The organism is uncultured Shimia sp., from assembly GCF_947493595.1.
In the GTDB taxonomy this organism is placed as follows: domain Bacteria; phylum Pseudomonadota; class Alphaproteobacteria; order Rhodobacterales; family Rhodobacteraceae; genus Shimia.
Genome location: NZ_CANLRL010000004.1, coordinates 278,742 through 305,360 on the forward strand (window position 1 = coordinate 278,742; position 26,619 = coordinate 305,360).

General features: G+C 58.0%; 31 protein-coding genes. 16 read left to right on the forward strand and 15 right to left on the reverse strand.

The window, feature by feature from the left end:
* Positions 1 to 145: 145 nt before the first annotated feature.
* A complete protein-coding gene (locus Q0955_RS12790) occupies positions 146 to 931 on the reverse strand; it encodes an enoyl-CoA hydratase (protein ID WP_299424763.1) in 786 nt (261 codons plus the stop codon).
* 56 nt (positions 932 to 987) lie between these two features.
* Between Q0955_RS12790 and Q0955_RS12795 the strand changes: the two genes are divergently transcribed.
* On the forward strand, positions 988 to 1,413 hold the full coding sequence (locus tag Q0955_RS12795; protein WP_299424765.1) for a PaaI family thioesterase: 426 nt from the start codon (positions 988 to 990) through the stop codon (positions 1,411 to 1,413).
* Positions 1,414 to 1,472: 59 nt separating this feature from the next.
* Here the strand turns inward: Q0955_RS12795 and Q0955_RS12800 are convergent, their stop codons facing one another.
* Positions 1,473 to 1,703: a DUF1127 domain-containing protein gene (locus Q0955_RS12800; RefSeq protein WP_299424766.1), complete on the reverse strand. Its 231-nt coding sequence runs from the start codon at positions 1,701 to 1,703 to the stop codon at positions 1,473 to 1,475.
* 89 nt (positions 1,704 to 1,792) lie between these two features.
* Between Q0955_RS12800 and Q0955_RS12805 the strand changes: the two genes are divergently transcribed.
* The 7 genes from Q0955_RS12805 to Q0955_RS12835 all read left to right on the forward strand — a co-directional run bounded on the left by Q0955_RS12805 (position 1,793) and on the right by Q0955_RS12835 (position 7,812).
* On the forward strand, positions 1,793 to 3,187 hold the full coding sequence (locus Q0955_RS12805) for a PLP-dependent aminotransferase family protein (protein ID WP_299424768.1): 1,395 nt from the start codon (positions 1,793 to 1,795) through the stop codon (positions 3,185 to 3,187).
* Between the two features lie 159 nt (positions 3,188 to 3,346).
* Positions 3,347 to 3,808 (forward strand): 50S ribosomal protein L13, encoded by a 462-nt coding sequence (rplM, locus tag Q0955_RS12810; protein WP_299424769.1) that lies wholly within the window; start codon positions 3,347 to 3,349, stop codon positions 3,806 to 3,808.
* A 3-nt stretch (positions 3,809 to 3,811) separates the two neighbouring features.
* Complete coding sequence (gene rpsI / locus Q0955_RS12815) at positions 3,812 to 4,297, forward strand: 30S ribosomal protein S9 (protein ID WP_093320630.1); 486 nt, start codon at positions 3,812 to 3,814, stop codon at positions 4,295 to 4,297.
* A gap of 165 nt (positions 4,298 to 4,462) precedes the next feature.
* Positions 4,463 to 5,626: a hypothetical protein gene (locus tag Q0955_RS12820; RefSeq protein ID WP_299424771.1), complete on the forward strand. Its 1,164-nt coding sequence runs from the start codon at positions 4,463 to 4,465 to the stop codon at positions 5,624 to 5,626.
* A gap of 148 nt (positions 5,627 to 5,774) precedes the next feature.
* Positions 5,775 to 6,449: a cytochrome c3 family protein gene (locus Q0955_RS12825; RefSeq protein ID WP_299424773.1), complete on the forward strand. Its 675-nt coding sequence runs from the start codon at positions 5,775 to 5,777 to the stop codon at positions 6,447 to 6,449.
* Positions 6,446 to 7,333, forward strand: coding sequence for a DUF3365 domain-containing protein (locus tag Q0955_RS12830; protein WP_299424774.1), 888 nt, complete (start codon positions 6,446 to 6,448; stop codon positions 7,331 to 7,333). The genes Q0955_RS12825 and Q0955_RS12830 overlap by 4 nt, the downstream gene beginning before the upstream one ends.
* A complete protein-coding gene (locus Q0955_RS12835; RefSeq protein WP_299424776.1) occupies positions 7,321 to 7,812 on the forward strand; it encodes a hypothetical protein in 492 nt (163 codons plus the stop codon). The genes Q0955_RS12830 and Q0955_RS12835 overlap by 13 nt, the downstream gene beginning before the upstream one ends.
* Before the next feature lie 8 nt (positions 7,813 to 7,820).
* Here Q0955_RS12835 and Q0955_RS12840 read toward each other — a convergent pair whose 3' ends face one another.
* From Q0955_RS12840 to secG, 8 genes are all read right to left on the reverse strand, one after another.
* Positions 7,821 to 8,396, reverse strand: coding sequence for a hypothetical protein (locus Q0955_RS12840; RefSeq protein WP_299424778.1), 576 nt, complete (start codon positions 8,394 to 8,396; stop codon positions 7,821 to 7,823).
* A gap of 13 nt (positions 8,397 to 8,409) precedes the next feature.
* Positions 8,410 to 9,027 (reverse strand): TetR/AcrR family transcriptional regulator, encoded by a 618-nt coding sequence (locus tag Q0955_RS12845; protein WP_164646435.1) that lies wholly within the window; start codon positions 9,025 to 9,027, stop codon positions 8,410 to 8,412.
* Entirely contained in the window at positions 9,020 to 9,889 is an 870-nt protein-coding gene (ppk2, locus tag Q0955_RS12850; protein ID WP_299424780.1) for a polyphosphate kinase 2, read from the reverse strand. The genes Q0955_RS12845 and ppk2 overlap by 8 nt, the downstream gene beginning before the upstream one ends.
* Positions 9,890 to 9,960: 71 nt before the next feature.
* Complete coding sequence (gene metA, locus Q0955_RS12855) at positions 9,961 to 10,905, reverse strand: homoserine O-succinyltransferase (RefSeq protein WP_299424781.1); 945 nt, start codon at positions 10,903 to 10,905, stop codon at positions 9,961 to 9,963.
* A 48-nt stretch (positions 10,906 to 10,953) separates the two neighbouring features.
* On the reverse strand, positions 10,954 to 11,823 hold the full coding sequence (locus Q0955_RS12860; RefSeq protein ID WP_299424783.1) for an ATPase: 870 nt from the start codon (positions 11,821 to 11,823) through the stop codon (positions 10,954 to 10,956).
* 208 nt (positions 11,824 to 12,031) lie between these two features.
* Positions 12,032 to 12,304 carry a hypothetical protein gene (locus tag Q0955_RS12865; protein ID WP_299424785.1) on the reverse strand — a complete coding sequence of 91 codons (273 nt, stop codon included), beginning with the start codon at positions 12,302 to 12,304 and terminating at the stop codon, positions 12,032 to 12,034.
* Positions 12,305 to 12,577: 273 nt separating this feature from the next.
* A complete protein-coding gene (locus Q0955_RS12870; protein WP_299424786.1) occupies positions 12,578 to 14,221 on the reverse strand; it encodes a CTP synthase in 1,644 nt (547 codons plus the stop codon).
* 264 nt (positions 14,222 to 14,485) lie between these two features.
* Positions 14,486 to 14,848 (reverse strand): preprotein translocase subunit SecG, encoded by a 363-nt coding sequence (secG, locus tag Q0955_RS12875; RefSeq protein WP_299424788.1) that lies wholly within the window; start codon positions 14,846 to 14,848, stop codon positions 14,486 to 14,488.
* A gap of 153 nt (positions 14,849 to 15,001) precedes the next feature.
* Between secG and nthA the strand changes: the two genes are divergently transcribed.
* From nthA to Q0955_RS12890, 3 genes are read left to right on the forward strand one after another with little or no spacing between them, the layout of a single operon-like run.
* On the forward strand, positions 15,002 to 15,616 hold the full coding sequence (nthA, locus tag Q0955_RS12880) for a nitrile hydratase subunit alpha (protein WP_299424789.1): 615 nt from the start codon (positions 15,002 to 15,004) through the stop codon (positions 15,614 to 15,616).
* Complete coding sequence (gene nthB / locus Q0955_RS12885) at positions 15,613 to 16,290, forward strand: nitrile hydratase subunit beta (RefSeq protein ID WP_299424791.1); 678 nt, start codon at positions 15,613 to 15,615, stop codon at positions 16,288 to 16,290. The genes nthA and nthB overlap by 4 nt, the downstream gene beginning before the upstream one ends.
* Complete coding sequence (locus Q0955_RS12890; protein ID WP_299424793.1) at positions 16,287 to 16,619, forward strand: nitrile hydratase accessory protein; 333 nt, start codon at positions 16,287 to 16,289, stop codon at positions 16,617 to 16,619. Before nthB ends, Q0955_RS12890 begins: the two co-directional genes overlap by 4 nt.
* Here Q0955_RS12890 and Q0955_RS12895 read toward each other — a convergent pair.
* Complete coding sequence (locus Q0955_RS12895) at positions 16,616 to 17,518, reverse strand: transferrin-binding protein-like solute binding protein (RefSeq protein WP_299424794.1); 903 nt, start codon at positions 17,516 to 17,518, stop codon at positions 16,616 to 16,618. The two genes, Q0955_RS12890 and Q0955_RS12895, sit on opposite strands and share 4 nt — an antisense overlap.
* Before the next feature lie 143 nt (positions 17,519 to 17,661).
* Positions 17,662 to 18,057, reverse strand: a complete 396-nt coding sequence (locus Q0955_RS12900) for a DUF6524 family protein (RefSeq protein WP_299424795.1) — start codon at positions 18,055 to 18,057, stop codon at positions 17,662 to 17,664.
* Positions 18,058 to 18,208: 151 nt separating this feature from the next.
* Here Q0955_RS12900 and Q0955_RS12905 point away from each other — a divergent pair, with 151 nt between their 5' ends.
* From Q0955_RS12905 to Q0955_RS12915, 3 genes are all read left to right on the forward strand, one after another.
* Positions 18,209 to 19,522, forward strand: a complete 1,314-nt coding sequence (locus Q0955_RS12905; RefSeq protein WP_299424796.1) for an adenylosuccinate synthase — start codon at positions 18,209 to 18,211, stop codon at positions 19,520 to 19,522.
* A gap of 28 nt (positions 19,523 to 19,550) precedes the next feature.
* Entirely contained in the window at positions 19,551 to 19,793 is a 243-nt protein-coding gene (locus Q0955_RS12910; RefSeq protein WP_299424798.1) for a DUF2842 domain-containing protein, read from the forward strand.
* 115 nt (positions 19,794 to 19,908) lie between these two features.
* On the forward strand, positions 19,909 to 20,376 hold the full coding sequence (locus tag Q0955_RS12915; protein WP_299424800.1) for a DCC1-like thiol-disulfide oxidoreductase family protein: 468 nt from the start codon (positions 19,909 to 19,911) through the stop codon (positions 20,374 to 20,376).
* Positions 20,377 to 20,424: 48 nt separating this feature from the next.
* Here the strand turns inward: Q0955_RS12915 and Q0955_RS12920 are convergent, their stop codons facing one another.
* The gene (locus Q0955_RS12920; protein WP_299424801.1) at positions 20,425 to 22,869 is read right to left on the reverse strand and encodes a hypothetical protein; all 2,445 of its coding nucleotides are present in this window, start codon (positions 22,867 to 22,869) and stop codon (positions 20,425 to 20,427) included.
* 142 nt (positions 22,870 to 23,011) lie between these two features.
* Between Q0955_RS12920 and Q0955_RS12925 the strand changes: the two genes are divergently transcribed.
* Positions 23,012 to 23,692, forward strand: coding sequence for a thiamine diphosphokinase (locus Q0955_RS12925; RefSeq protein WP_299424803.1), 681 nt, complete (start codon positions 23,012 to 23,014; stop codon positions 23,690 to 23,692).
* On the opposite strand, the gene Q0955_RS12930 is transcribed toward Q0955_RS12925, so the two are convergent.
* Complete coding sequence (locus Q0955_RS12930; protein ID WP_299424805.1) at positions 23,649 to 24,572, reverse strand: DMT family transporter; 924 nt, start codon at positions 24,570 to 24,572, stop codon at positions 23,649 to 23,651. The genes Q0955_RS12925 and Q0955_RS12930 overlap by 44 nt on opposite strands.
* Before the next feature lie 69 nt (positions 24,573 to 24,641).
* Positions 24,642 to 25,118 (reverse strand): Lrp/AsnC family transcriptional regulator, encoded by a 477-nt coding sequence (locus Q0955_RS12935; protein WP_299424806.1) that lies wholly within the window; start codon positions 25,116 to 25,118, stop codon positions 24,642 to 24,644.
* A gap of 93 nt (positions 25,119 to 25,211) precedes the next feature.
* On the opposite strand from Q0955_RS12935, the gene Q0955_RS12940 reads away from it, so the two are divergent.
* On the forward strand, positions 25,212 to 26,366 hold the full coding sequence (locus Q0955_RS12940; protein WP_299424808.1) for an MFS transporter: 1,155 nt from the start codon (positions 25,212 to 25,214) through the stop codon (positions 26,364 to 26,366).
* Positions 26,367 to 26,619 lie beyond the last annotated feature (253 nt).

The following is a 26,619-nucleotide window of genomic DNA, read 5'->3' on the forward strand; positions in this document are numbered from 1 at the left end:
GCAACCCGCGGGTCGGTAACGAGCCGATCCGCTTAGCGAACTGGTGCCACACAAGTGTGTGGTTCGGTTGTGTTTGTTGTGCCCAAGTTGATTTGGATTCGACACAGCTTTGTTAGAAAAACACCGTTTGGGGATTGGAAACGGGCTACTGCTCCCAGTTCGGTGGTTGTTTGTTGAGGAAAGCCTCTATGCCCGCCTCAGTCTGCGCGTAGAGCATGTTCTCGACCATGACATTGCCAGCGTGGGCGTAGGCTTGGTCGGTTTGCATGTGCAACTGTTCATAGAACGTCCGTTTGCCAATTTTCACGGCGGCGGAGAGCTTTTGTGCAATGGTTTCAGCGAGCTGTGTGGTCTCAGTTTGCAGGTTTTCGTGCGGGACCACGCGATTGATCAGGCCGAGGGCTTCCGCGCGGCTGGCGTCGATGAACTCTCCGGTGGTGAGCATCTCAAACGCTTGCTTGCGGGGAATGTTGCGGGTTAGGGCCACCATGGGGGTGGAGCAAAACAGGCCGATGTTCACACCGTTCACGCCAAAACGGGTGCCTTCGGCTGCCACGGCCAGGTCGCAGGTGGCGACCAACTGGCAACCGGCGGCGGTGGCAATGCCGTGCACTTGAGCAATGACAGGTTGCGGCAGCAGTTGAATGCTTTGCATCATCGTGGCGCAGCAGTTGAACAAGTCGGCAAAATAGGCGCGTCCGCCATCCTCGGATTGGCGACCGGCCGTCATTTGTTTGAGGTCATGCCCGGCGCAGAAGGCTTTGCCGCGCCCCGACAGCGTGATGGCGCGGATGGAGGTGTCTTCTTTTAGGGCGTCAAATTCGTTTTGCAGGGCCGCAAGCATCTCGTCAGAGAGCGCGTTTAGCCGCTCAGGCGCGTTCATGGTGAGATGTGCCACCGCATTTGTGTCGCGACGTTCCAAAAGTGTCATCTTGCTCTCCTCCCAAGTTGGCGCGAGGGTAGCGCGGGGAGAGGCGGAGGAAAAGCATGCAAGCTGTGATGACAGCAGAAGAAATGGGCACTTGGCTCGAACAGGTGTTCCCACAGGTCAAAGATGATTTTGTGGTCGAGCACATCGACGGCGTGAACACTGTGATGCGGATGATGGTACAGGAACGGCATCTGCGCCCTGGTGGGACTGTGTCGGGTCCGTCGATGTTTGCACTGGCGGATGTGTCGGCCTATGTGGCGACCATGGCCATTATTGGCAAAGAGGCGCTAACCGTGACCACCAATTGTTCGCTGGATTTTATGCGTAAGCCGGAAGCAGGCAAAGACCTGATAGCTAAAACGCAGCTGTTGAAGTTGGGGCGGACGCTGTCTGTGTCAAATGTGCTGATATACTCGGAAGGCTCAGAAGCGCCTGTGGCGCGAGCCAATATGACCTACGCGATCCCGCCACGCAAAAGCTGACTCCAAACAAAAAAGGGTCGGGACAAGCCCGACCCAGTGGAAGAGGCGTCTGACGGGGATCAGATCTGCCACATTCTTTTGCGCGCCTCGATCCGGGCGTCATGCAAGGTCAATCCAATATCCTCCAGCTGCGCTTTGTTCAGTTTGGCGAGCGCTCGGCGGGTGCGGGTGCGTTTGTCCCATTCCGTGACCACTGCCGCAAACGACAGCGCCGCGCGCGCAACAACTGGAAGTTGTGCATTTGCATTGTGGTTTGTCAGGATTTGCAGGTTTGTTGTGGTCATTGTCATGGTCATCTCCAATATTGTATTGATACAATCCTCAAGTTTGTTACAAGGGTGATGTACCCCTGCTGTGACACAATTGCGAGGAAAACATTGTGATTGATACAATATGGCCGCCGAATTTTGATAGCTGCACCGACCCGAAATACATTGTATTGATACAATCACTTCGGGGGGCGGTACGCAGTGGACACCTGCCAGTTGGGGAGAAGCTTCCACCTGTGCGTGAATTGGCCTGGCAATTGGGCATCACGCCAGGAACGGTGGCGCGGGCCTATAAATTGGCGGTGGAAGAGGGGCTGCTGGAGACAACTGTTGGGCGTGGCACTTTTGTGGCGGACGGGCGGCCAGAGACGGTGCTACCGCCGGAGCCGTTGATCTCGCTTTCTCAAGCGGAAGACCTCGATATGCGGGCGGTACGCGTGCCGGATGTGGGGCAGGATCGCGTCATCCGAGAGGCGATGGCCCGCGTCGCGGCGCAGGGCGATATGTCCTATTTGTTGTGTCCGACGTCTGCGACGGACCTGCATGCGCGTCAGGCAGTTGTGAACTGGATCGGGCCGGATGTGGCGGGACGGATCACGGCGGAAGATGTTGTGCTGACGATGGGGGCGCAGAATGCCTCGGTGACAGCGTTGCAATGTTGTTTGCATGGCGCGCATCCGGTGATTTTGACCGAAGCGGTGACCTTTCCCGGTGTGCGGCACGCCGGGCGCTTGTTGCGCGCGGAAGTTATCGGGGTGGAGATGGACGCGCATGGGATGCGGCCAGAGAAGTTGGAAGAGGCGCTGAGGCGCCACGGCGGGCAGGTCCTTGTGACTTCGGTTCAGGCGCATAGTCCAACAGCGATCAAAGTGCCGCTTGAGCGGCGGCAGGAGATCGCAGCGATCGCCCGGCGCTATAATTTGCAAATCATTGAGGACGATTGCCACGCTTTAGGGCCGGCCGATACGCCATCTTATCGGGCGCTTTGCCCGGATCGGGCCTGGTATATCGGCTCGCTCACCAAATCAGTCTCAGCATCCCTGCGGTTTGGTTACCTCGTGGCTCCGGAGGGCAGTTCGCAAACTGCACGGCACGTGGCGCAGTCGATGTTTTACGGGTTACCGCAGCCGATGCTCGATATCTGTGCTGACCTGATCCAGAGCGGTCAGGCAGACGAGATCCGTCAACGGATTGAGCGCTTTGTCAACAAGCGAGTGCAGCTGGCTGTCAATGTGCTGGGCAGCTGGGACATACGCTGGCGGCCGTTTGTGCCTTTCATTTGGCTGAAGTTGCCGCATGGCTGGCGTGGGTCGACGTTTGTGCGGGCTTGTGATGCGGAAGGCATACGGATCAAGTCGGCAGATGAATATGTGCTGGCGGATGGCCGTGCGCCAAATGCGGTGCGTATTGCGCTTGCGCCACAGGTGTCTGAGGCAGATTTGCAAGCCGCGCTGGAAACCATGTCGGAAATGCTGTCAAAACCGCTGCAACATGCGCCGACTTGATGGGGTAAAATAATACCTAAATTGCAAGTTATTGTTTTCGTTTGGTTTATTTGGTTTTTGTGTGCTTGACGCGGCAAGAGGGTGCTTTATAACCCGCCCATCGCATTTTGATGCGTCGGGCAACCGATGTATCTGTCAACCAATCATGGAAGACCTAACATGAAAACCTTCTCTGCTACTCCGGCAGACATCGAGAAGAAATGGATCATCATCGACGCCGAAGGCGTGGTGCTGGGCCGTTTGGCATCGATCGTCGCCATGCGCCTGCGCGGCAAGCACAAGGCCTCCTTTACTCCGAACATGGACATGGGTGACAACGTCATCGTGATCAACGCGGATAAAATCCAATTGACCGGCAAAAAGCGCGCGGACAAAACCTACTACTGGCACACTGGCCACCCAGGCGGCATCAAGTCCCGCACTGCTGGTCAGATCCTGGAAGGTGAGCACCCAGAGCGCGTTGTGACCAAAGCGGTTCAGCGTATGCTGCCAGGCAACCGCCTGTCCCGCAAGGTCATGACCAACCTGCGCGTTTATGCCGGTGCTGAGCACCCGCATGAAGCTCAGGCCCCAGAAGTGCTGGACGTGAAGTCCATGAACAGCAAAAACACCCGGAGCTAATCAATGGCTGATCAAATCAACTCGCTTGAAGAGCTGAACGCCGTTGCCGGTGAAGAAGCTGTTGTAGAAGTTGCGGCACCGCGTGAGCCGGTACGTGACGAGCTGGGTCGTTCTTATGCGACTGGTAAACGTAAAGACGCTGTTGCCCGCGTTTGGATCAAGCCGGGTTCCGGCAAGGTCATCGTGAACGGCAAAGACCAAGACGTGTATTTTGCCCGTCCGGTTCTGCAGCTGATCCTGCGTCAGCCAATGCAGGTTGCTGGCGTTGAAGGTGAATTCGACGTTTATGCCACCGTCAAAGGCGGCGGTCTGACCGGTCAAGCTGGTGCGGTTAAGCACGGTATTTCTAAAGCTCTGCAGCTTTATGAACCCTCCCTGCGTGGTGCCCTGAAAGCCGCTGGCTTCCTGACCCGCGACAGCCGTGTTGTGGAACGTAAGAAATACGGTAAGCGCAAAGCGCGTCGTTCGTTCCAGTTCTCCAAGCGTTAATCGCTGGATATCAGAATTTTCGGAAAGGCCGCTCTTTTGGAGCGGCCTTTTTGTTTGCGCGCGTTGCAGGGGAATTTCCGATTTTGACGATTTTTCAGACTGCGCAGTGCGGCGGCTTTCCGATACAACCGCGTCAGCCAAACCGCTGATCTGAAAGGAAAGACTGTGAGCAACGCACTTTGGACCTACCCCTGGGATGTCACTGATATTGGGCAGGAGGCGGTGTCGTCTGAGTTGCGTGATCTGGGCTTCGACATGATCAGCCTGGCCACCGTGTACCACGCGGGGCGGTTTTTGCAGGTGCGCAGTCCGAAGCGGCGGGCGTATTTTCCCGAAGATGGCACGCTGTACTTCCGTCCAGATACCAACATCTGGCAAGGGCAGGCGGTGCAGCCATTGGTTTCGTCGTTGGCGCAGGAACAGGATGTGTTGCGCGAGATGATTGAGGCGCGGGATGCAGGTGGCTTGGATGTGTCTTGCTGGACCGTGTGCCTGCATAACTCTGCACTTGGTTTTGCCAATCCGGATCTGGTGACTCGCAATGCGTTTGGCGACGCAAATTCTTACAACCTCTGCCCGGCCAACCCGAAGGCGCAGGCCTATGTGGGCAATCTGGTGCGTGACATTTCTCAGAACTATCAGCCTAACCGAATTGAGTTGGAGTGCCCCAATTTCCTTGGCTTTGCCCATGAGTATCACCATGAGAAAGACATGGTGGGCCTGCCGCCGGAAGGGGACTTTCTGATGGCGCTGTGCTTCTGCGAGCATTGTCAGGCGGCGGGACAGGATGCCGGTTTGGATATGAAGGCGTTGCAAGCGCGTGTGCGGGGGCTGATAGATCAAATGTGTGCAGGGGATACACCACAGTGCGTGTGCCCTGATTTCCCCGAACGCGGGCTGGATGCCTTTGAATTTGATGCGGAATTGCGGGCCTATCTGGATTTGCGATTTGATCATGTGAATGCGGTTTTGAAACAGGCCAAAGACGCTTGCGCAGCGACGTCCGAGTTGATGTTGATCGATGGGCAAGCCGGTTGGCTTGGCGGTTGTGATCATGACGCGGCGGCTGATCTTGGGATGAAAGTGATGCTCTGCGCCTACGACATGGGAGCGGAGGCCGCGGAGGGGCTGATGTCATATGCCACGCGTTTGCCGAACGGTGCTGGCGGGCAGGTTGGTTTGCGTTTGGGCTATCCTGAATTTTCTGGTCGGGAGGACTTTGCGCAGCGGATTTCTTTGCTGAAGGAAGGCGGTGCGACTGGCGTAAACCTCTACAATTACGGCTTGGTGCCCAAGGCGCGGTTGGATTGGGTTCGCGGGCTCTTGTGAATACCCCCAGTATTTCAAAATAAAAGCAAAAGGCGTGCCAGCTGGCGCGTCTTTCGTGTTTAACGGTCTCTTTACAATTAACGATTGATTAACTTTGTTTCGCGACACTTTAATGCGTAGGCGTTTGTTTTTAGTTTTGGAGGGTCGCATGGCGCTGCCATCTGCCCGGACGGTGCGATTATGGGCTGTTTTGGCGATTATTCCGACAGCACTGTGGGCGGGATTGGCCCTGACACAGTCCAAGACTCAAACAGCATTGGCTCACGGACCGCTTATCGCAGCGCACGATGGCGTTGCCTGTGTGGCTTGTCACAGCAAGACGCGGGGAACAGTGCGCCAGCAGATTCAGGCGCAGATGCGCTATGTGTTGGGATTGCGGGAAACATCGGTGGATTTTGGCTATGCATCTGTGCAATCGGATCAATGTCTGGCCTGTCATGCGCGGCCCAATGAGCGCCATCCGATTTATCGGTTTCGCGAGCCTCGTTTTGCCGAGGCCGTTCAGCAAGTAGAGGCACGCAGCTGTCTGGGGTGCCACACGGAGCACAGACCGGAGATTGTGACGGCGCAGCCCACAATGTGTCAGGCCTGTCACGGCGACTTGGAGGTCAAAAACGATCCTGTGGACATGCCGCATGTCACATTGGTGGCGCAGGACAACTGGGAAAGCTGTCTGGCGTGTCATGATTTTCACGGCAACCACGCCTTTAAAGCGCCAAACAAGTTGGTTGAGGCGCTGCCAGCACAGGCGATTTGGGCTTATTTTGAGGGCGGCGTAGATCCCTTTGGCAGTCCAAAACTTTATGAAGGGAAAGCGCCATGACCTTGCCGCGCATCTTTTTTGTCGGTGTGTTTGCCTGCCTTGGCATCTATTTGTTTGCCACGGCTCCGGCTCCTTTGCCGGATGGCGAGGCAGAGGTTGCGGGATGCCGTCATCCGGTGACAGCGGTGTTTGACGGGGTGAATGCGATCAATGACGTCGCACGTACGATTTACACAAAGCGCATTGTCGGCGGGGGGATGGCAGCCGGCCTCAAGTTTGGTGAGGAGTGGCAGGAGCCGCGCGTTGAGCAAGGGCCTTTGCCAGCGTTGTTCTTGCGGGCCACAGCAGCGCATATGGAGACTTTGCCGCCGCAGATGGGGCTGTATCTGGGGTCAGATGCGCCGATCAACAAATCCAACCTGTTTGGCGAGGGGCAGGTGGCTGCCTTTGAGGCGGTGAAAGCCACGCGCGCACCGGTCTATTCACAGGACGCGCAAAGCGGGTTTGTGGCGATGTACCCGGATGTGGCCGGGGTAGCGCCCTGTGTGACCTGTCATAACGAGCATCCCGACAGTCCCAAAAAGGACTGGAAACTCAATGATGTCATGGGGGCGACAACTTGGACCTATCCAAATGCGATGGTGACCGCGGATCAGTATCTGGGCGTGCTTGATGCGATGTATATGTCGGTGACCCATACCTATGAAAGCTACCTCACCAAGGCTGCGACGTTTGCGGTGCCCGTTGAAATCGGGACCAATTGGCCAAGTAAGGGCCACCGCACGCTGCCAACGGCAGATGTGTTTTTGGCAGAAGTCAAAACACAAGCGTCGCCAGCCGTGATGCGCGCCATAATGCTGGATCGTCAGGCGCCAGATTTGGGGGCAGAGCAGAGCTCCTTGGCTGTGCAAGCGGAAGGGGAGCGGGTGCCATGCGGGTTTTAATAGCCACCTTGCAGCGCACGCCGTACGTGCCTTTGATCCTGTTTGCGGTGGTGTTTGCCGCGGTTCTGCTGTCCTCGGAGCTGAAATCGGCCTTGGCAAGCCCGTTGACCGGGTTTGTGCAGCAGGTTGTCACCGGAACACTTTTGTTGGGCTTGCTGGGCTACCAGTGGGTGCTGTTCTTTAAGCGGGTCACAAAAGACAACCGCAATGCGCGCAGGGGGCTGGTGCGCCACCGGTGGGTGGGCGCCGCGGCGACATTGTTGTTTGCGCTGCATGCGGTGCGGTTTGGGCATGTCTGGATGAGCGCGTTGAGCGCAGTGGTGTTCCTCATTGCTTTGACCGGTGTGATGAACCGAGAGGTGCTGCGGTATCGCAGTAATGCGATTTACCTGATCTGGCTGGTGACCCACATTGGCTTGTCGGCAGCTCTCGTGCCTATGGTGGCGGTGCATTTTTGGGTGGCACTCGCCTACCAATAGGAGGGAGTTTATTGCGTAACCGCCGTGTAGGCGGCCCAGACGTTGTCCAGCAACGCGGCGTCGGCATCTTTGGCTTCGGCAGCGTGTAGCAGATTCTTGGCAGCCTCCAGGTCGCGGGGCATGTGAATGCCGGTGATCAGCTCGCCCGCCAGCATGGCGCCAGCATCGCCGAACCCGCCTTCCAGAGCCAAAACCAGCAGGCCCGCGCCAGAGTCTGTGTTTTGTGGAATTCCCAAGCCCCGGATCATGCGCACGCCGCCGTAGGCCAGAGCCACGGGGTAGCCTTCTTGGGCTGCGCGCAAATAGAAGTAAGAAATCTGCTCATCGTCACCAGTATAATAGGCGCAGTTTTGGGAGGCGACCAGCCAGGCCAAAGCGGATAAGGCCGCCGGGTTTCCTTGCTTTTCAGGGTCCGCAGCGTTGAGCAAGCGGCCAAAGGCTTCTTCGTTGCCGGCGCAGGCGAGGTCGCTTTCAGCTGTGTATTTGGCGCGGTCCTCTTCAAACTCAGCCATTGGGCGCACGTCTTGGGCGGCAACAGTGGTTGCGCAAGCCAGCAAAATGGCTGGCAGGATCAGGTGTTTCACTTCGGGTCCTCGTTTATTGGTCCGGCGCAATCAACCCAAGCCCGCGTAGGTACACGCCGATGCCGCTTTCCAGCAGGTCCTCGGGGGCAAACGGGCTTTGGGTTCCGGGGGAGTTCCGCGCGTATAGTTCGACTACGCCATGGCTCATCGCCCAGATATGGGCGGAAAACATGCTGGCAGGTGGTCGTTTTTCTGGGGGTATGTGTTTGGAGAGCTCGGCGGCGGCGTGCTCCATGACGCCGCGCGCACGGGTGGCCACAGCGGCAAGCTCCGGTGTGCGGTTCACCGAGATGCCGCTTTCAAACATAGCAATGTAGTGCCCGGGGTATTTGCGGGCAAAGGCAAGATAGGCGCGGCCCGTGGCCTCAAAGGAGGCCAGGGCAGACGGTTGGCCTTTGTCAAAAGCGAACTGCATCAAATCGGCAAAGATTTCATAGCCTTGGCGGGCGGCTTCGGCGATGAGGTCTTCGCGGCCTTCAAAGTGGCGATAGACAGCAGCCGGGGTCACACCGGCGGTTTTTGCGGCCTCCGACAGGGTGAAACCGGTAGGGCCCTTGGCTTCGATCAGGCTCAAAGCGGCCTCTACCAAAGCCTGGCGCAGATTGCCGTGATGATAGCCGCGTTTAGGCATTCCAGATGTCCGGTCCGCCACAGATTTTGCTGTCGAGTGCGCCAATCGCGTCCTCGTCTTTGCGGTCATAGGGCAGGGCGTGCAGCACCGTGCGAATGGCATTCAGCCGGGCGCGGCGTTTGTCATCGGAGCGGATAACCGTCCAGGGCGCGGACTCTGTGTGTGTCCGGCGCAGGGTTTCGCCAATGGCTGCTGTGTAAGCGTCCCAGCGTTTCAGGCCTTCGACGTCAATCCAGCTTAATTTCCATTGTTTCAGCGGATCGGTTTCACGGCTCAGAAAGCGGCGCAGCTGTTCGGCGCGACCAACATTGAGCCAGAATTTAAACAAGTAAATTCCGTCGTTTACGAGGGTTTCTTCGAGGCTAGGTGCCTGATGGAAAAAGCGCTCACGCTCATAGTGTTCGCAGAAACTGAAAACCTGCTCTACCACCCCACGATTGTACCAGCTGCGGTCAAACAGGACCAATTCGCCGCCCGAAGGCAGGTGATCAAAGTAGCGTTGGAAATACCACTGGCTGCGCTCGGCGTCGGTGGGTTTGGACAAGGCCACAGTGCGCGCGCCACGTGGGTTTAGGTTCTCTCGGAACCGCTTGATAGTGCCGCCTTTGCCTGCGGCGTCGCGGCCCTCGAACACACAAGCGATGCGGGCACCACTTTCCTTGGCCCAGTGCTGCATTTTGACCAGTTCGATTTGCAGCGCTTCGAGGTCAGACTGGTAGGTTTTGCGCCCCAAACGGTCCTTGTACGGGTAGCTTTCAGACAGGTTGTCGTTCTTGCCCGCGCTCTGAATGGCCGAGCGCACCTCGGCAGGGGCGTCGTTTTCAAAGTAGGCGCTGATTGCGCCGTCAAAGGGCAAGTCCATGAAAGCTCTCCGTTTTCCCCAATATGGGGCGTCCTGCACGTCAGTGCAATCAGGATGGCGGCGCGCCGAGGTCAGGCGCGCAGGTCTGTGATTTCGTGGCCAATGCGGGACATGTCAAACGGTGTGGTTTGATAGATCTCAGACACCCAGTTGCCATAGAGCAGGTGCGCGTGGCTGCGCCAGCGGTTTTGCGGCGGATTGGAGGGGTCGTCATTTGGATAATAGTTTGAAGGCACATTGATCGGCGTGCCTTCGGACACGTCGCGATCGTACTCCTGTTTCAACGTGTCACTGTCGTATTCGAAGTGGTTGAAAATAAATAGATCTCGCGTTTTTGGCGCTTCGATCAGACAAGGGCCGACGTCTTCGGAGTGCAACAGGGTGCGCAGCTCCGGACGGGCATCCACCTCGTCTTGTCGGATTTCCGTCCAGCGGCTCACGGGGATCACGCAGTCGTCCGAGAAACCACGCAAATACGGAGAGGAATGGGCGAGGTTTTGATGGCGGAAGCAGCCAAAAGCTTTGTGGTCTATGATGTGTTTCTGCACGCCGTGGAAATAGTTGATCATCGCCATGCCGCCCCAGCAGACGCCGAAGGTGGAATGCACATGGGTGCGGGTCCAGTCGAAAACTTCGCAGAGTTCTTCCCAATAAGTGACCTCCTCAAACGGAAGATGTTCAATGGGCGCGCCGGTGATGATGAGGCCGTCGAATTTTTCACCAGACGCCTTAACCTCCTGGAATGGCCGGTAGAATTCTGCCATATGCTCAGCGGCCGTGTTGCGGGTTTTGTGCTCAGACATACGGATGAGCGACAATTCCAGCTGCAACGGCGTGGCGCCGATCAGACGGGCGAACTGGTTTTCCGTCTGAATTTTCTTCGGCATCAGGTTAAGAAGCCCGATACGCATCGGACGGATGTCCTGACGGGAGGCCTGATCCGCTGCCATGACCATGACGCCTTCGTGCTTGAGCACGTCAAAGGCGGGTAGGTCGGCGGGGATCTTGATGGGCATGTCAGTCTCTTTGTTTGTTGGTGGGGTAAATAGGCGTGAGGGCCATAGTTAGGCGGGGATCGCAGGATGCTCAAGGGCTGTGGCGATCACGTCAACGAAATCAGCCGCTGTGGCGACCTGGGAGACTGCCTCGGCGCTCACTGTGACGCCCCAGCGGGACATCGCTTCATAGCGGGGCTGTCGGTGGGCCAACGCACGGGCATAGGTCCAGCGCACAAAGGCATCTGGATCCACAGAACTCTCGTCCTGACCTGTTTCATCGAGGTAGGCGTGCCAGCACTCCAGTAGAAATTCCGGCTGATAATACATCGGTTTAGGGGCTTTATCAAAGCGGCGCACAAGTTCTTCGGTGTGGGCGTCAGAGCCTTTGATCCAGACCATGAGCGTGTTTTGCGACAGCGAGGTCAGGATCGGATCTTTGGGATCGTCTGCGTCGACAACCTCGCAAATTGACCCGCCTGTGTCACAGACAAAATGATCATAGCCGTAGAGATCATGGGCGCGGGAAATGAAGGGCGCCGTGTCCATCAAGGCGGCCATTTCGGCGCTGCGGTGCTGGCGTTGGCGCAGCATATACTCGGCAAACGGCAGGCCGCCTTTTTCAGGGTTGCCAGGCTTGCCGAGGTAGGTGGAGAGGGGGGCGAGGTTGTTAAACGTGATGTTGGAGCCGATGTAGATGCTGTCGGTCATCAGGAGTTCACGCAGGAACGGGACTTTCATTGCCTCGCGCTTGGCGTTGTCGGCGATGTGTTCACCCATGTAGCGGGTGCCGATGCGGTAGTCGATGGAATAGTGGAACCAATCACCATTGTCGCGCAAGGTGTTGGAAATGTGGGTTTTTCCTAAACCCGACATGCCAAAGAGCAGCACTTTTTTCTGCGCCGCGTCGCGCCAGTGTTGCGCAGATTTGTAGATCATGGCCTCATGCCTTCTTGCCGCTGTTGCCAGTTTGGTAACGGGCGGCGGCAAGAGGGTCAAACGCAATCCGGGTGGGGGCTGTTAACCCAGAAAATTCGTGTCGGTATTACGTCGGTATCACGGCTGTTTCCTGCCGGTGCAAAAATTGACGTGCACGTCATGGTAAATGGAGCGGGCGGTGCAGGCCGCAACACCCGCCAGAGCAGCCCTAGCCTTTGCAGCCGGCGTCCGAGAGTTTGATGCCGGCAAAGCCGTGGCCGTCGAGCCAGCCTTTTTCATCCCAGTCACGGATGATGTCGCGGGTTTGGTCGGGTGTGAAGCCGTGTTTGGGCAACATCTCTCCGGCTTCAACGGCAGTCATCTGACATCCGTTGTCGCGGATCAGCTTGAGGAGTTTGTCGGAAGGCGCATTGGCGGCTAGCGCAGGCAAGGCGGTTAGGGACAGGGTGGCAGTGGTCAAAACACGCGCGAGAAAAGGCATCCGGGTATCCTCAATAGGTTGAACAATTGAGGCGGAGTTTCAGTGCGAATTGACCGTTTGGTCAAGCGCGGCTTAGGGGGAGAAAAATGCTGCGCGCGTCATATGTGAGGCTGATGTGTTTAGGGGCTTTGCCCCTCAGGGAAGCCGGGCTTCCCTTCACCCCAGGATATTTGGGGACAAATGAAGACTTGGGGCTGTCTGACAGCGGGACGTGAAAAAGGCGCGGTCCGGAGAGCCGCGCCTTCTGGATAATATTCGAGCCGTGCGTCTTGATCAGACCAAGCGGCTGTTTTCCTTGGCGGCGCGTACGAAGTCGCGGAACAGCGGGTGTGGATCAAACGGTTTGGACTTGAGTTCCGGGTGGAACTGCACACCGATGAACCAGGGGTGGTCTTCCCATTCCACGATCTCTGGCAGCCGGCCGTCCGGGCTCATGCCGGAGAAGCGCAGACCACAGGCTTCGAGCTGATCGCGGTATTTGATGTCGACCTCATAGCGGTGACGGTGACGTTCCTCAATCGAGGTGCTGCCGTAAACCTCGGCCACTTTGGAGCCTTCGTTCAGGGTGGCGTTGTAAGACCCAAGGCGCATGGTGCCGCCTTTGGCATCAGAGGCCTTGCGCGTGACCTTGGCGTTGCCCTGAACCCATTCTTTGAGGTGGTAGACCACCGGCTCAAAGCGGGTTTTGCCGGTTTCGTGGTCAAACTCTTCGGAGCCTGCGTCGGCGATGCCAGCTTTGTTGCGGGCCGCTTCGATCACCGCCATTTGCATGCCAAGGCAGATGCCGAAATAGGGGATCTTGTGCTCTCGCGCGTATTGCGCGGCTTTGATCTTGCCTTCGGTGCCACGCTCACCAAAGCCGCCGGGTACGAGAATGGCGTCGTAGCCTTCCAGGTAAGGCGCGGCGTCTTCTTTGTCGAAAACTTCAGCGTCCACCCAGCTGACCTTGACTTTCACCCGGTTGGCCATGCCGCCGTGGGTCAGCGCCTCTTTGAAGGATTTGTAAGCGTCCTCAAGCTGGGTGTATTTGCCGACAACAGCCACATTGACCTGGCCATCGGTGTTGTGGATGCGGTCGTTCACGTCTTCCCAGACCGCAAGATCGGGACGTGGGGCCGGGGCGATGCCAAAGGCATCCAGTACGGCCTGATCCAGTCCTTCGCGGTGATAGGCCAGCGGGGCTTCGTAGATTGATTTCAGATCGTAAGCGGCAACTACATGCTCTTTGCGCACGTTACAGAACAGCGCGATCTTCTGGCGTTCTTTGTCGGGGATCGGCTGCTCGGAGCGGCAGACCAGAACGTCCGGCGCAATACCAATGGATTGCAGCTCTTTTACGGAGTGCTGAGTTGGCTTGGTCTTCAGCTCACCGGAGGCGGCCAGATAAGGCAGCAGCGTCAGGTGCATGAAAATACATTCGCCGCGTGGTTTGTCGTGGCTGAACTGTCGAATGGCCTCAAAGAACGGCAGGCCTTCGATGTCGCCCACGGTGCCGCCAATTTCACAGAGCATGAAGTCGACTTCGTCATTGCCCACATGCAGGAAGTCTTTGATCTCGTTGGTGACGTGGGGGACCACCTGAATGGTTTTGCCGAGGTAGTCGCCGCGGCGCTCCTTTTCCAGCACGTTGGAGTAGACGCGGCCGGAGGAGACGGAATCGGTCATGCGGGCTGGCACACCGGTGAAGCGTTCATAGTGGCCGAGGTCCAAGTCGGTTTCTGCGCCATCGTCGGTGACAAACACTTCGCCATGTTCAAACGGAGACATGGTGCCGGGATCTACGTTCAGATAGGGGTCGAGCTTGCGCAGGCGCACAGTGTAGCCCCGTGCTTGTAACAGCGCACCCAAAGCCGCTGATGCCAGACCTTTGCCCAGCGAAGAAACAACCCCACCTGTAATGAAAATGTAGCGCGCCATGTCTGTGGCATCCCCCGTGATTGTCGACCCTTGGGTCGGACGTGTTGTCGATGTAGCAGCGCCCAAGTCAAAGCAGATTCGCCTGCATATTTGACCCAGCATCACGGGACTTAAGTCTTATAGGATTCGCAGACAAAAGGCAACCGGACCGCAAGATGCTGTTGCGGTTGGCGTATAGGCCTCAAGCTGTGGTGGATGCCCGAAGGGGCAAAAAATCAGGCGGCCCCGAGAGACCGCCAGACTGTGTTCTGAACTGCGCGACGTTTAGTCTGCGCGGGGCACCAATGGGGCGTTGTCGCCTTCAGACGGCGGCAGCAGAGAGTCGCCTGCGCCCGGCAGGGTTGGTGCGGTTTCTTCCGCCGCAGGGGCGGAGGTGCCCAGACGGTCAAACACCGAGCTGGAGGCGGAATTCTTGGCTGCGATCACGGTCAGGGCAATCGAGGTGCAGATAAACGCCGCTGCGAGGATCCAGGTCACGCGGGTCAGCGCGGTGGCTGCTGCGCGGCCGGAGACGGCACCGCCGCCGCCACCCATTCCAAGGCCGCCGCCTTCGGATCGTTGCACCAAAACGACGCCAATCAGCGCCAAAGCCAGAAGAAGGTGGATGATGAGGACAACGTTTTCCATTGGGACCTGTACTGCGAGCGTTCGGATTTTCTAGCGGCGTATGTAGGCAAGTTTGCGGCGGGGGGCAAGGTGGATTTGTGAAGTTGATCGTGCTGCGGTGCAGATGTGGTTTTGGTGATGGACGCACGCGGGTTGTTCTGGCAGGGTTTTGCCATGCCACATGATCATGACCACCCGCATTCTCATCTGCCGTCTGACCCCGCGCTGCGGGTCAAAGCGCTTGAAACTCTGTTGACGGACAAAGGCTTGGTGGATCCCGCCGCTTTGGACGCTATCATTGATCTCTACCAAAACAAGATTGGTCCGCAGAATGGCGCCAAGGTGGTGGCGAAGATGTGGAGCGATGCGGATTTTCACAAGCGGATGATCGACGACCCGATGCCGACGCTTCAGGAGATGGGGCTGTATGGGCGGCAGGGCGAGCACATGGTGTTTGTCGAGAACACCGACGATGTGCACAACATGGTGGTTTGCACCCTGTGCAGTTGTTACCCGTGGCCTTTGCTGGGCATTCCGCCGGGGTGGTATAAATCAGACGCCTACCGGGCCCGGGCTGTGCGGGAGCCCCGTGTCGTGTTGGCTGAGTTTGGGGTGACGTTGCCTGAAGGTAAAAAGGTGCGGGTCTGGGACAGCACGGCGGAGGTGCGCTATTTGGTGGTGCCACAGCGGCCTTCGGGGACTGACGGGATGTCAGAGGAAGAGTTGGCAGCGCTGGTCACACGCGACAGCATGATTGGTACTGGGTTGGCACAGGAGCCAGGCGCATGAGCCGCATTCATGATATGGGCGGGCGTTTGGGCACCGGCGCTGTGGACCCACAGGATGGGTATGACTTTGCGGAGGCCAAGGATTGGCACAAGCGGGCGTTGGCTCTGAATGTGGCCTGCGGTTTTTTGGGTCAGTGGAATATTGATGCGTCCCGTCATGCGCGGGAGTTGCTGGACCCGCAGGAATACATGGCGTTCAGCTATTATGAAAAATGGATGGGTGGTCTGGCGGATCTGATGGTGGATCGCGGTGTTGTGACCGCAGGTGAGTTGGCCAGCGGGCAGGCGGCAGGGGTGTCGCCGGTGGCGGAACGGGCGGCCAAGCCGGAAACGGTTGAGGCGGTCCTGATGAATGGCAGCCCCTATACGCGGGACGGAGATGCACCAAAGCTTGCGGTTGGCACCAAGGTAAAAACCCGTCGGATCACGCGCAATGTGACCGTGCCGGGCGGGCATACGCGGTTGCCAGCATATGCGGCGGGAGCTGTTGGCGAGGTTGTGTTGCAGCATGGCGCGCATGTGTTCCCTGACAGCAATGCGCATTTCAAAGGGGAGGCAGCTGAGCCGTTGTATGCGGTGCGGTTCACGGCGCAGGAGCTGTGGGGGGAGGAGGCTGATCCGCGAGATGAGGTCGTGCTGGACCTGTGGCAGAGTTATTTGGAGTCTGAGCAATGACCTGGTGCGGCGATAAGCCGGAACCGGCGTTTTCCGAGCCGTGGCATGCGCAGGTCTTTGCGATCACAGTTGCGCTCAACGAAGCGGGGCATTTTGAGTGGTCGGCTTGGGCGGAGCAGTTTGGGGCGACGCTTAAGGCACACGGATTGACCAAGGAGCTGGATGGCGGCGAAGATTATTTCAACGCCTGGTTGGAAACTCTTGAGGGGTTTCTGGCGGAGATCGGTATGGCCGACGTGGGTGCGCTTCAGCAGTTAAAAACGGCGTGGACAGAGGCTTATCTCTCCACGCCGCATGGGATGCCGGTACATTTGGCTGGCGAGGTTTAGCGCGAGGCGCCAAAGGCCCCGATGTGGGTGCTGCCCGAACCGCTGATCGCAAAGCTCCCCCCAACTTCTTCAGCGTTTGGGCCATAGAAGCTGCCAGTTGCCGTTCCGGAGCCTGCAGCGGAGGTAAGGTTCGCGTTGAAGCCCGCGCCATCAATTTGACCGGTTCCGGAAAAGTCAAGGGTGCTCGCATCATGGACGAGTTGGTATGTGCCATCACTCCGTTTTTTGTATGCGCCGTCAGTCCAAGTCGTATTTGAACTTTGAACCGAGATTGTGCTGAAATCCGATGTTGTTACCGTAACGTCAAAGTTGGTGTCGCTGTGAATACCATCGTGATTTGCGATCCCGAGTCCTTTGCCACGGTAACTCGCAGAGCCGCTATTTGGCATATCCGGCTTAGGTGTCGCTGCTCCGTAGTGACCCGCACCGGTTGTTGGGTTACTTCGGTCCAAATCATACCAAGCTCCGTAGACCAAGTGGTCAAGGTCGTTGGAGTTTGTTTGGGAAAGGTAAGCGACATCTCCGTCGTCACGACTGTCCGCATCAGTGGTGTAGTACGTCGAGTTTTCTCTGGCATAGATTTCGTCCCCATCGCGGGTGTCGATGTCAAACTTGCTGTTTCCTGCGGAGCCTGAAATTGCGATTTGTTCGCCATTTTTGAAAGTTATGGCAAGTGAACTGCCTTGAGTGTCGCTTGGTTCGCCATACGTTGTGGTGCCATCAGCCGAATTTGTGGTGTAGGCAGCTGTATATGCTTGCCCTTGCAGCTCGGCTGTGCCGTCGGCGGGCAGCTCTGACGTGCTGGTGAAGGGGACTGGAGACGTGGATCCACCGCCGCAGGAAGACAAAGTCGTAGCTAGGATTGGGAGAAGGGCTGCTTTTGGAAACTGCGCAAACATTGTGATACCGGAAATTCTTTAAATGTGTTTGCATTTATAGGGTGTTTGAGTGGAGCATGACACATCTTATGGTGGTTTTTCTGCATGTGCTTGGGAAAGAGGTTTTTGCAGAGATTGAGGCCTGTTGGCGTTCTTTTACAAGCCTACGCTTCGACGTCGTCCACATCCACTTGGCCGGTCAACATGCGGCGCACGATGGACCAACCCAGGCCGATGCCCAGCACAATCGACAAAGCCAAGATGGCCAGCCAGATATTCACCGCGCCATTGTCCAGGCTGAGCATGTTGTAGTCATGCAAAACCCAGGCGACGGCGGCGAGCACCGCCAGCACCACGGACATGCCGAAGGCCCCGATTGAGCGCAGGGTGGCGCGCAGGTAAATCACATATCCGATCAGAAGCAGGAGGCCGAGCAGCACAGTCAGAGGCAGCTCCTCGGCGTAGTTGGCCTGTGCCCAGACGACGTAATTGTACTCGGTTGGGTTATAGGTTGCCGCCAACAAAAGAAAGGCGATCAGCCAGCGTAACAAGAGCCCCATCTCTGTCCCCTCAGATGTGTTGCCTGTGTTTTTTTCCAATCCTCGCGCAAAAAGGCGGCTTCTGTCCAGCCTGCGACACAGTTTGTGGTTTCCCAACCCCAACAACATGGCTAAAAGGGCGCGGGTTTGAACTCTCTGCAAAGGACCGGATATGGCCAATGTTGTTGTTGTAGGCGCTCAGTGGGGCGATGAAGGAAAAGGTAAGATCGTTGATTGGCTCAGCGAACGTGCCGATGTCATCGCGCGATTCCAGGGCGGGCACAACGCGGGCCACACGCTGGTCATTGATAGCAAGGTGTATAAGTTGCATGCGCTGCCGTCTGGCGTGGTGCGTGGCGGCAAATTGTCGGTGATCGGCAACGGTGTGGTGCTGGACCCTTGGCACCTGTTGAACGAGATAGAAACCGTGCGGGCACAGGGCGTGGATATTTCGCCTGAGACGCTGATGATTGCGGAAAACACGCCGCTGATCATGCCATTCCACGGTGAGTTGGATCGGGCGCGTGAAGAGGCGGCTTCCAAAGGCACCAAGATTGGCACCACCGGTCGCGGCATTGGCCCGGCTTATGAAGACAAAGTGGGCCGTCGTGCGATCCGTGTGGCCGATCTGGCAGACGACGCCACGCTGGAAGCGCGGGTTGATCGCGCGTTGCAGCACCATGATCCGCTGCGCAAAGGTCTGGGCGTGGATGCCATTGACCGCGATGCGCTGGTTGCGCAGCTGAAAGAGGTTGCCGGTAAAATCCTGCCTTACGCGGCGCCGGTTTGGAAAGTGCTGAACGAAAAGCGCAAGGCGGGCAAGCGGATCTTGTTTGAAGGTGCTCAGGGCGCGTTGCTGGACATCGATTTTGGCACCTATCCGTTTGTGACCAGCTCCAACGTGATTGCTGGCCAAGCGGCCACTGGTGTGGGCATTGGCCCAGGTTCTATCGACTATGTGCTGGGCATCGTGAAAGCCTACACCACCCGCGTGGGTGAGGGGCCTTTCCCGACTGAATTGTTGAACGCAGATGGCTCACCCGACGCAGACGGCGAACGTCTTGGCACCCGTGGCCATGAGTTTGGCACCACCACCGGCCGTCAGCGCCGTTGTGGTTGGTTTGACGCGGCTCTGGTGCGTCAGACCTGTGCCACCTCTGGCATCAAAGGCATCTGCCTGACCAAGCTCGACGTTCTGGACGGCTTTGAGAAGCTGAAAATCTGTGTTGGCTATGAGCTGGACGGCGAAACGCTGGATTACCTGCCAACGGCGGCGGATCAGCAGGCCCGTTGCAAGCCGATCTATGAAGAGATCGACGGCTGGAGCGAGACCACCGAAGGTGCGCGCAGCTGGAACGATTTGCCAGCGAATGCGGTAAAATACGTGAAACGCGTAGAAGAGTTGATCGAGTGCCCTGTGGCGCTGTTGTCGACCAGCCCAGAGCGCGAAGACACTATTCTGGTCACCGATCCGTTTGCCGATTGATTGCGTAAGCCTCTGAAAGGAGACTGACATGGCCTTGAGCTACAAAGCCCGTCGTCGGGTGGCACTGTTGGTGCTGCTGGTTGGCTTGCCAATCTACATTCTGGTGGCCTCGGTTCTGGCAACGACACTTGCGCCGGAGTCGATTTGGGTGACCTTGCTTCTCTATGTGGTGCTTGGGATTGTTTGGATCCTGCCGTTTAAGTCGGTGTTCAAAGGCATTGGCCAGGCAGACCCGGACGCGCCAAAGCGGCGGTTTGAGGACGACCCATAGGGTGGTCTTGCATAAAGTTAGCGAGCGGCGGCACTTCGGTGTCGCCGTTTTGCGTTTTTGCGGGGGTGTCGATGTGAGGGCTTGCAGCTCCCCCTAGAGCGGGGGACAGTTGGCGATGGCTGAGTTGACCCCACGCAATTCCTTTTCTTATCGGGATGATCCCGCGGTGCCGCCGTTTGATGACAGCGGACCAATCACGGTGATGGACGGGGAGTGCGCGCTGTGCAGTTTTGGCGCGCGGATGATTGCGCGGTTTGATCGGGATGAGGTGTTTCGGATTTGTCCTGGTCAGACGGAGCTTGGTACCGCGCTTTTGGGGCATTACGGGCTGAAACCTGATGATCCGGAAAGCTGGCTGTTGATCATGGATGGGCAGGCTTACGGGTCGCTTGATGCCATCATTCGTGTGGGCCAAACTGTGGGTGGCATAGGGCATTTCCTGCGCGTTCTGCGGATATTGCCGCGTGGGGTGCAGGATTGGGTTTACCGGCGGATCGCGCGCAATCGCTATGCGATGTTTGGCAAAGGGGATATGTGCGCCTTGCCGGATGCACGCTTGCGCAAGCGACTTCTGCAAAAATGAAAAGCCCGATCGGATGATCGGGCTTTTGCTTTGCAATTTTGGCGCGCCTTAACCCGCTTTGCTGTCCACCGGTTTGAAGTTGATCGAGGCGTTTGCGGTGAACCGGCCGCCGGCCACTTTGTCGATCTTTTTGTCACGCAGCAACTGACCAAAGGCACGCAGGCCTTCTTCGCGGGTGAACTGTGGAATGTTCACTTCGCGCGACATCCGCATCAGCATCGGGCGCGAGAAACGTTCCAGACCTTCTACATACGTCAGATACGCCGCTGCAGCCTCGGTGCTTTCTGGCAGTTGGGTTGCGCCCATGCTGGCGGCGTAGTCTGCAAACCCGCTCAACGTGGAGCCTTTGGCGCTGACCGGGGCAGCGGACTTCGCGGCTTCGTCGCGGTCCAGTTGGTCAGAAGACACCCGGCGCGGACGAACAGGGACGCGGCGGGGGGCTTTTTCTACACTTTGAGGCTCTGGTTGAGCGGGCTGTACGGATTTGCTTTGTTCTGTGGCATCAACACGCTGTGCAGCCACCAGTTTCAGAGGGGCGGCGGCGGATTTGGACGGCTTGGCCTCACCGGTTTTGCCACCAGGCACGGCGCGGACAACGGAGGCCAGATCGTCACGGTATGCCACCGTGTCGTCTTTGCCTTTGGCGTTGCTTCCGGCGCGTTTGTCGGCACGGGTTGCGGCCACGGCGGCGCGCAGATGCGCAATGGCGCTGCGGCGACCTTTGCCCTGCGGCTCTTCCATTTCGCTGTTGGCTTTGGCCATGAGACGGGACAGGTCCGGCTCTGGCTGAGGCTGGCGGGCTTCAGCAGGCTTGGGGGCTTCTGGCTCAACCGGAGCCTCAACTTTCGGTTCTGGGGCTTCCGCTTTTGGTGCCGCCTCAGCCGCATCAGATTGCTTGAGCTCCGCCTCCACCTGCGCCAGTTCGGCCAGCAGGTCAGCTTCGTCTTCCGGCGTCAGGCTGGTTGGTTTTGGTGCTTCTGGAGCAGGGGTTGCTTCGGCTGCGTCTTCGTTTTCCGGGTCCGCTTCGAGACGACCAGAGGACACAGCATCCTCAAAGTCCGCCTTTTTCATACGCACCACACGGGCGCGCAGAGGGCGGACTTTTGGCTTCACCACTTCTGGGGCTGGCTCGGCGGCCACCTCTTCGATTTCTTCAGCCGTGGCTTCAACCACTTCGGCATCTTCCACTGCGGCAGGGGCCTCGACGATCTCTTCCACCAGCTCTGCTGCGGCTTCGATCTCGGCGTCGTCTTCCAGGTTCACCGGGGTGAGGTCCATCGGCGCGAGGTCTTCGTCAAAGATGTTGGCTTCGTCGGTGGCGGCAACGGTGGTCAGCTCCGGCTGATCGTCTTCGGCGTCCACCGCTTCGGCTTCAGGCTCGGCTTCGACACGGGCCACCACGGCGCGGATGCGCTCCAGCTTGGCGGCGATGGAGTTTTCTTCAAACTCCGGTGCGTCGTCGACGTCTTCCCAATCCGCAGCTTCAGCTGTGTCTTCCGCCATGTCTTCAGCAAATGGATCCTCGCTGCTGTCCTCAACAGGCGCGTCCAAAATCAGTAGGTCAGAGGAGTCCGCTTCGGCGTCGGTTTGCAGCTGGTCGTCGGACAGGGCATCGACAGCGGAGACAGCGGCGGAGATGCCGGCGAGGTCCACTTCAGCTTCGTCCTCGGCAACTTCTTCGACGGCTTCAACCGGAGCCTCTTCAACCACTACGTCTTCGATGGCCGCTTCAACCGCTTCGGCAATAGGGGCCTCTTCGGTCTCTGGCAGGCTGTCTTCAGCAACGGCGGCCATCACGCTGTCGGCGATGGAGATGTCTTCAGACGCCGCCTCTTCAACGGCTTCAACTTCGCTCTCTTCGGCAACAGGTTTGTCAAAAGAGTCTTCTACTTGGGCAACCGCAACAGGTTCTGCCTCGATCTCAACTGGGGCTTCTTCTGCTGGAGTCTCCTCGGCTACAGCCTCTTCGGCGGCAGCTTCAACGGTTTCCTCAACGGCAGGGGCCACTTCAATCAGGTCCTCGGCAGGCGGGGTTTCCTCTTGGGACTCAACCACGTTCTCAACAGCGGTTTCAACCGGCGTGTCTTCCACAGCCGGTGTGGCGGGCTCTTCCGCAATCTCTTCGACCACAGGCGCAACGGCCGCAGGGGCTGGTTGCGGCGCGGGTTCAGCTACGGCTTCCGGCTGCGCCACTGGAGCGGCTTCGGCAACTGGCTGCGGCTCGGCGTCGGGTTTGGGCTCACCGGCGCTCAGTACGATGGCACCATGATCCAAACGCGCACTGACGCGGCGGGCGATTTCTTTTTCTGCGATACGCGCTAGCATCTCAGCATCCGGGGTCGGGGGTTCGGCACCGAAGTACCGGTCATCCGCGGCCAGATCCCTGAAATACTCAGCGATTGCCTTCATTGTATCAAACGACTCCTCAAACCCTTCCAGGGTGCAGGAGAATGTCCCGTAAGACACCGTGAGCACTTTGTTATTGGTAACCATCTTCTGCGGGTCCTTTGCACTACTCAGCAATCAAACTACCACCTAAGGAAAGTCGAAACGTGACCGATTCTGTGGAAGACAGGGTATCATTTCTAGGCCAAATTGTGGCGAAAGGCTTTTCAAGGGGGCTGGGCAGGGTGAAATGACGGCTATTGTTCATAGTTTGGAACCAATCACGCTGGTTGGGGCGGGATCGTTGAGCGATTCCGATATAGACGACTCATTGGCACTTGCTCCGACTTTGGTGGCGGCAGACGGCGGCGCAGCGCATTGTTTGGCGGCTGAGGTGATGCCAGAGGCGGTGATTGGCGATCTGGACAGTCTCGATATGGTTCAGGTGGCGCGCATTCCGTGGGAACGTGTGCATGAGATCACAGAGCAGGACAGTACCGATTTTGACAAGGCGCTACGGCACATAGAGACACCTCTGGTGGTGGCAGTGGGGTTTACCGGTGCGCGTATGGATCACGAGCTGGCGGCGTATAATGTGTTGGTGCGGCGCGCGGATCGACGCTGTGTGTTGGTGGGGGAGACGGATGTGCTCTGTGTTGCGCCACCGAAGCTGACACTGGATGTGCCCAAAGACACGCGAGTGTCCCTCTTTCCGATGGGGGCGGTCACCGGCCGGTCGGAAGGGTTAAAGTGGCCGATTGATGGCCTTGAATTTGCACCGGATGGCGGGATTGGCACCTCCAATGCGGCAACAGGCCCTGTCACTTTAGAAATGGCGGCGGCGGGCATGTTGTTGATCCTGCCGAAAGCGTTTTTGCCACTGTTGGTTAAGGCACTTCTTGCGACGCCTGAAGGCTGGCCCGCTCCCTGAACACAACATACAAACCCGCGGCAATGGTGATGCAGATGCCAAGTGCGGCGAGACCGTTGGGCCAATCCCCAAACACCAGCCAGCCAATCAGGGCTGCAATAGGGATTTCGAGATACTGCATTGAGGCAAGGGTGGACGACGGCGCGTAGCGCAGGCTCCACGTCATCACCAGATGTGCGGCTGTGCCAATCACACCGATTGCCAACAAGAGGCCCCAATATTGTGTGTTGGGTGTTGCCAGCGATAAGGCGGGCCAGTTGAGCGACTGACCAACAAAGAGCGCAACGGCGATGACGCCAGTGCCAATCACGCCGCTGACCGCCTGGACACCAATGGGATCGGTGTCTTTGGCGATCTGACGTGTGACCAGCATAAAGAGCGCAAAGATCACCGCCACGCCAAGCGGCAACAGGGCAGGGGCGCCGACTTCGACAAAGCTCGGCTGGATCACCATGAGCGTGCCAACAAAGCCAACCACACAGGCCATCAGGCGGCGGATGCCAACCTCTTCATGGAGCACGTATTTGCCAAGGATCAGCATGAGGAACGGCATGACAAAGGCAATGGCCACCGCATCCGCGAGGGGCAAGTAGCGCAACGCGGTGAACATGAAGGCAATGCCTGCGATGTGCAGCAAGGTGCGCCAGACGACCAGTTTGAAGACACGTCCGGTCGTGCGCCAGGGGCGACGGGTCACAATCACAATCGGGATCAGGATCAGCGCTTGCAGTGCAAATCGGATGAATACCAATTGGCCCAGCGGGACCGCACCGGACAGGAGTTTGGCCACGGCGTCGCCCAACGGGGCGAGCACGCAGAAACCCAGCATCAGTAAGATGCCAAGCAGGGGGCGGTCTTGGTGGGCTGAATGATCGTTCATTTCGGCACGCTAGGGTGGCGGATTGACCAAGGCAACAGAAAGATTGTGCCGACACAATGTGCTGGGTGGTCAGAACTCGGTAATGCCAGCCTGCACGGGACGTTCCAGATACGTGGAGAGCGCCACATAGGTTTTGGTGCTGACCACATCGGGCATGTCGTAGAGCCGTTTGAGTAGAGCCTCCATTGCCTTGGAGTCCTGCATACGCACTTTTAGCAGCATACAGGTGTCTCCTGTCACGGAATGGATTTCTTCCAATTCGGGCAGGTGGCGCAACTCCATCATAGCGGCGGATTTGCCCCAACCGGTGGTGTCGACATGCAGAAAGGCCAAAAACGGTTTGCCGGTCATCATTGGATCAAGCTGTGCGGTCACGCCAGATATGCGGCCGGAGGCTTTGTAACGTTTCACACGCTCATGCACGGCAGGTGGGGACAAACCGACCTTGTCACCTAAGGTGGCGTAGCTTTGCTCTGCATCTTCGCTCAAAAGGCCTAATAGCTTTCGGTCAATGGCGTCCAAACCCTGTGTGTCTTTGAGTGTCATCTGAACCTCATTCGGAATTTTTGCTAAAGTGCATTATGATATACACACCTTCCGCCAAAATGACTATCCAGTCTCCAAAATACGGAGTCTGATATGAAGCCAGTTTGGGTGTTGATGTGTGCCATTGCTGTTGTGGGGTCCAATTCATTGGTGCTGAGCCCGATTGCGGCGGATGTGGCCTTGGACTTTGTCGGCAAAAGCGCACCGGATGTGATGTTGGCCTCCGCGGTCTATGGCGGCAGCACAGCGGTAAGTGCATTGTTTCTCGCGCCGCGCGCAGATCAGATGGGGTTGAAGCGGGCGTTGATAGTGGCCCTGGTGATCTTGGTTGCAGCTTTGCTGGCCAGCGCGCTGGCGCCAAGCTTGGGCGTGCTGACGCTCGCGCAGGGGCTGGCTGGCATTGGTGCCGGGCTGGCGTTACCAGCCACCTACGGTCTGGCGGCGGATGTGTCGCCAAAGGGGCAGGAAAGCGCGACGCTGGGCAAGGTGCTCACCGGTTGGACGTTGAGCCTTGTGGCAGGGGTGTCCTTTGCGGCAGTTTTGGCGGACCTGTTGCATTGGCGGGCAGTGTTTGGGCTGATGGCCGCGCTGAGCGCGGGGCTGATTGTGCTGATTTGGAAGATGCAAGTGACACAGCGGGCTGCCGTACAAGCGGTGTCGCCGTTCAAAGCGTTTCGCGTACCGGGGGTGTTGCCTATCTTGCTGTCGGTGGTTTGCTTTATGAGTGCGTTTTATGGGCTCTACGCTTTCCTCGGAGCGCATCTCACCACGGTTTTGGGGTTTTCCACCGGCATGGCGGGCTTGGGGGCGCTAATCTACGGTGTTGGCTTTGGCATGGTGGCGCCGCTGGATCGGCTGATTGATCGCTTTGGCGCCACGCGGGCCGCACCGGTGGTGTTTGGCCTGCTTCTGCTGGTCTACTTGGTGATGGCGGTCTGTGCAGGGCAGGGGCTTGCAATCTTTGGGGTGTGCCTGCTTTGGGGCGCGGTGAACCATCTGGGATTGAACATTCTTGTTGGGCAGATGAGCGCCCTCTCGCCCAGCCAGCGCGGGGCGATCTTGGGACTTTATAGTGCCACCACTTATGTGGCGATGTTTGTGGGTACTGCCGCGTTCCGGCCGGTGTTTGAGGGGCAGGGATTTGCTGTGGCGTCTGTGCTGTCTGCCGCTTGTGTGGCGCCTGCGCTGATCAGCGCTGTTTGGACGTTGCGTCGGTTAGGGCGCGCGGTGGTGCCTGCGGCGGAATAAAAAAACGGGCCGACACAAAGGTCGGCCCGACAGGGAGTGAACCCGGGCGATGGATCGACGCCCGGCTTCGGGGAAAATCTTAGCGGTTCATGCGGTTCTCGATGAGGTCGTCCACAACAGCGGGCTCCGCCAAAGTCGACGTATCGCCCAGGCTGCCGTAATCGTTCTCGGCGATTTTGCGCAGGATGCGGCGCATGATTTTGCCGGAGCGGGTTTTGGGCAGGCCAGGCGCCCATTGGATCAAATCCGGGCT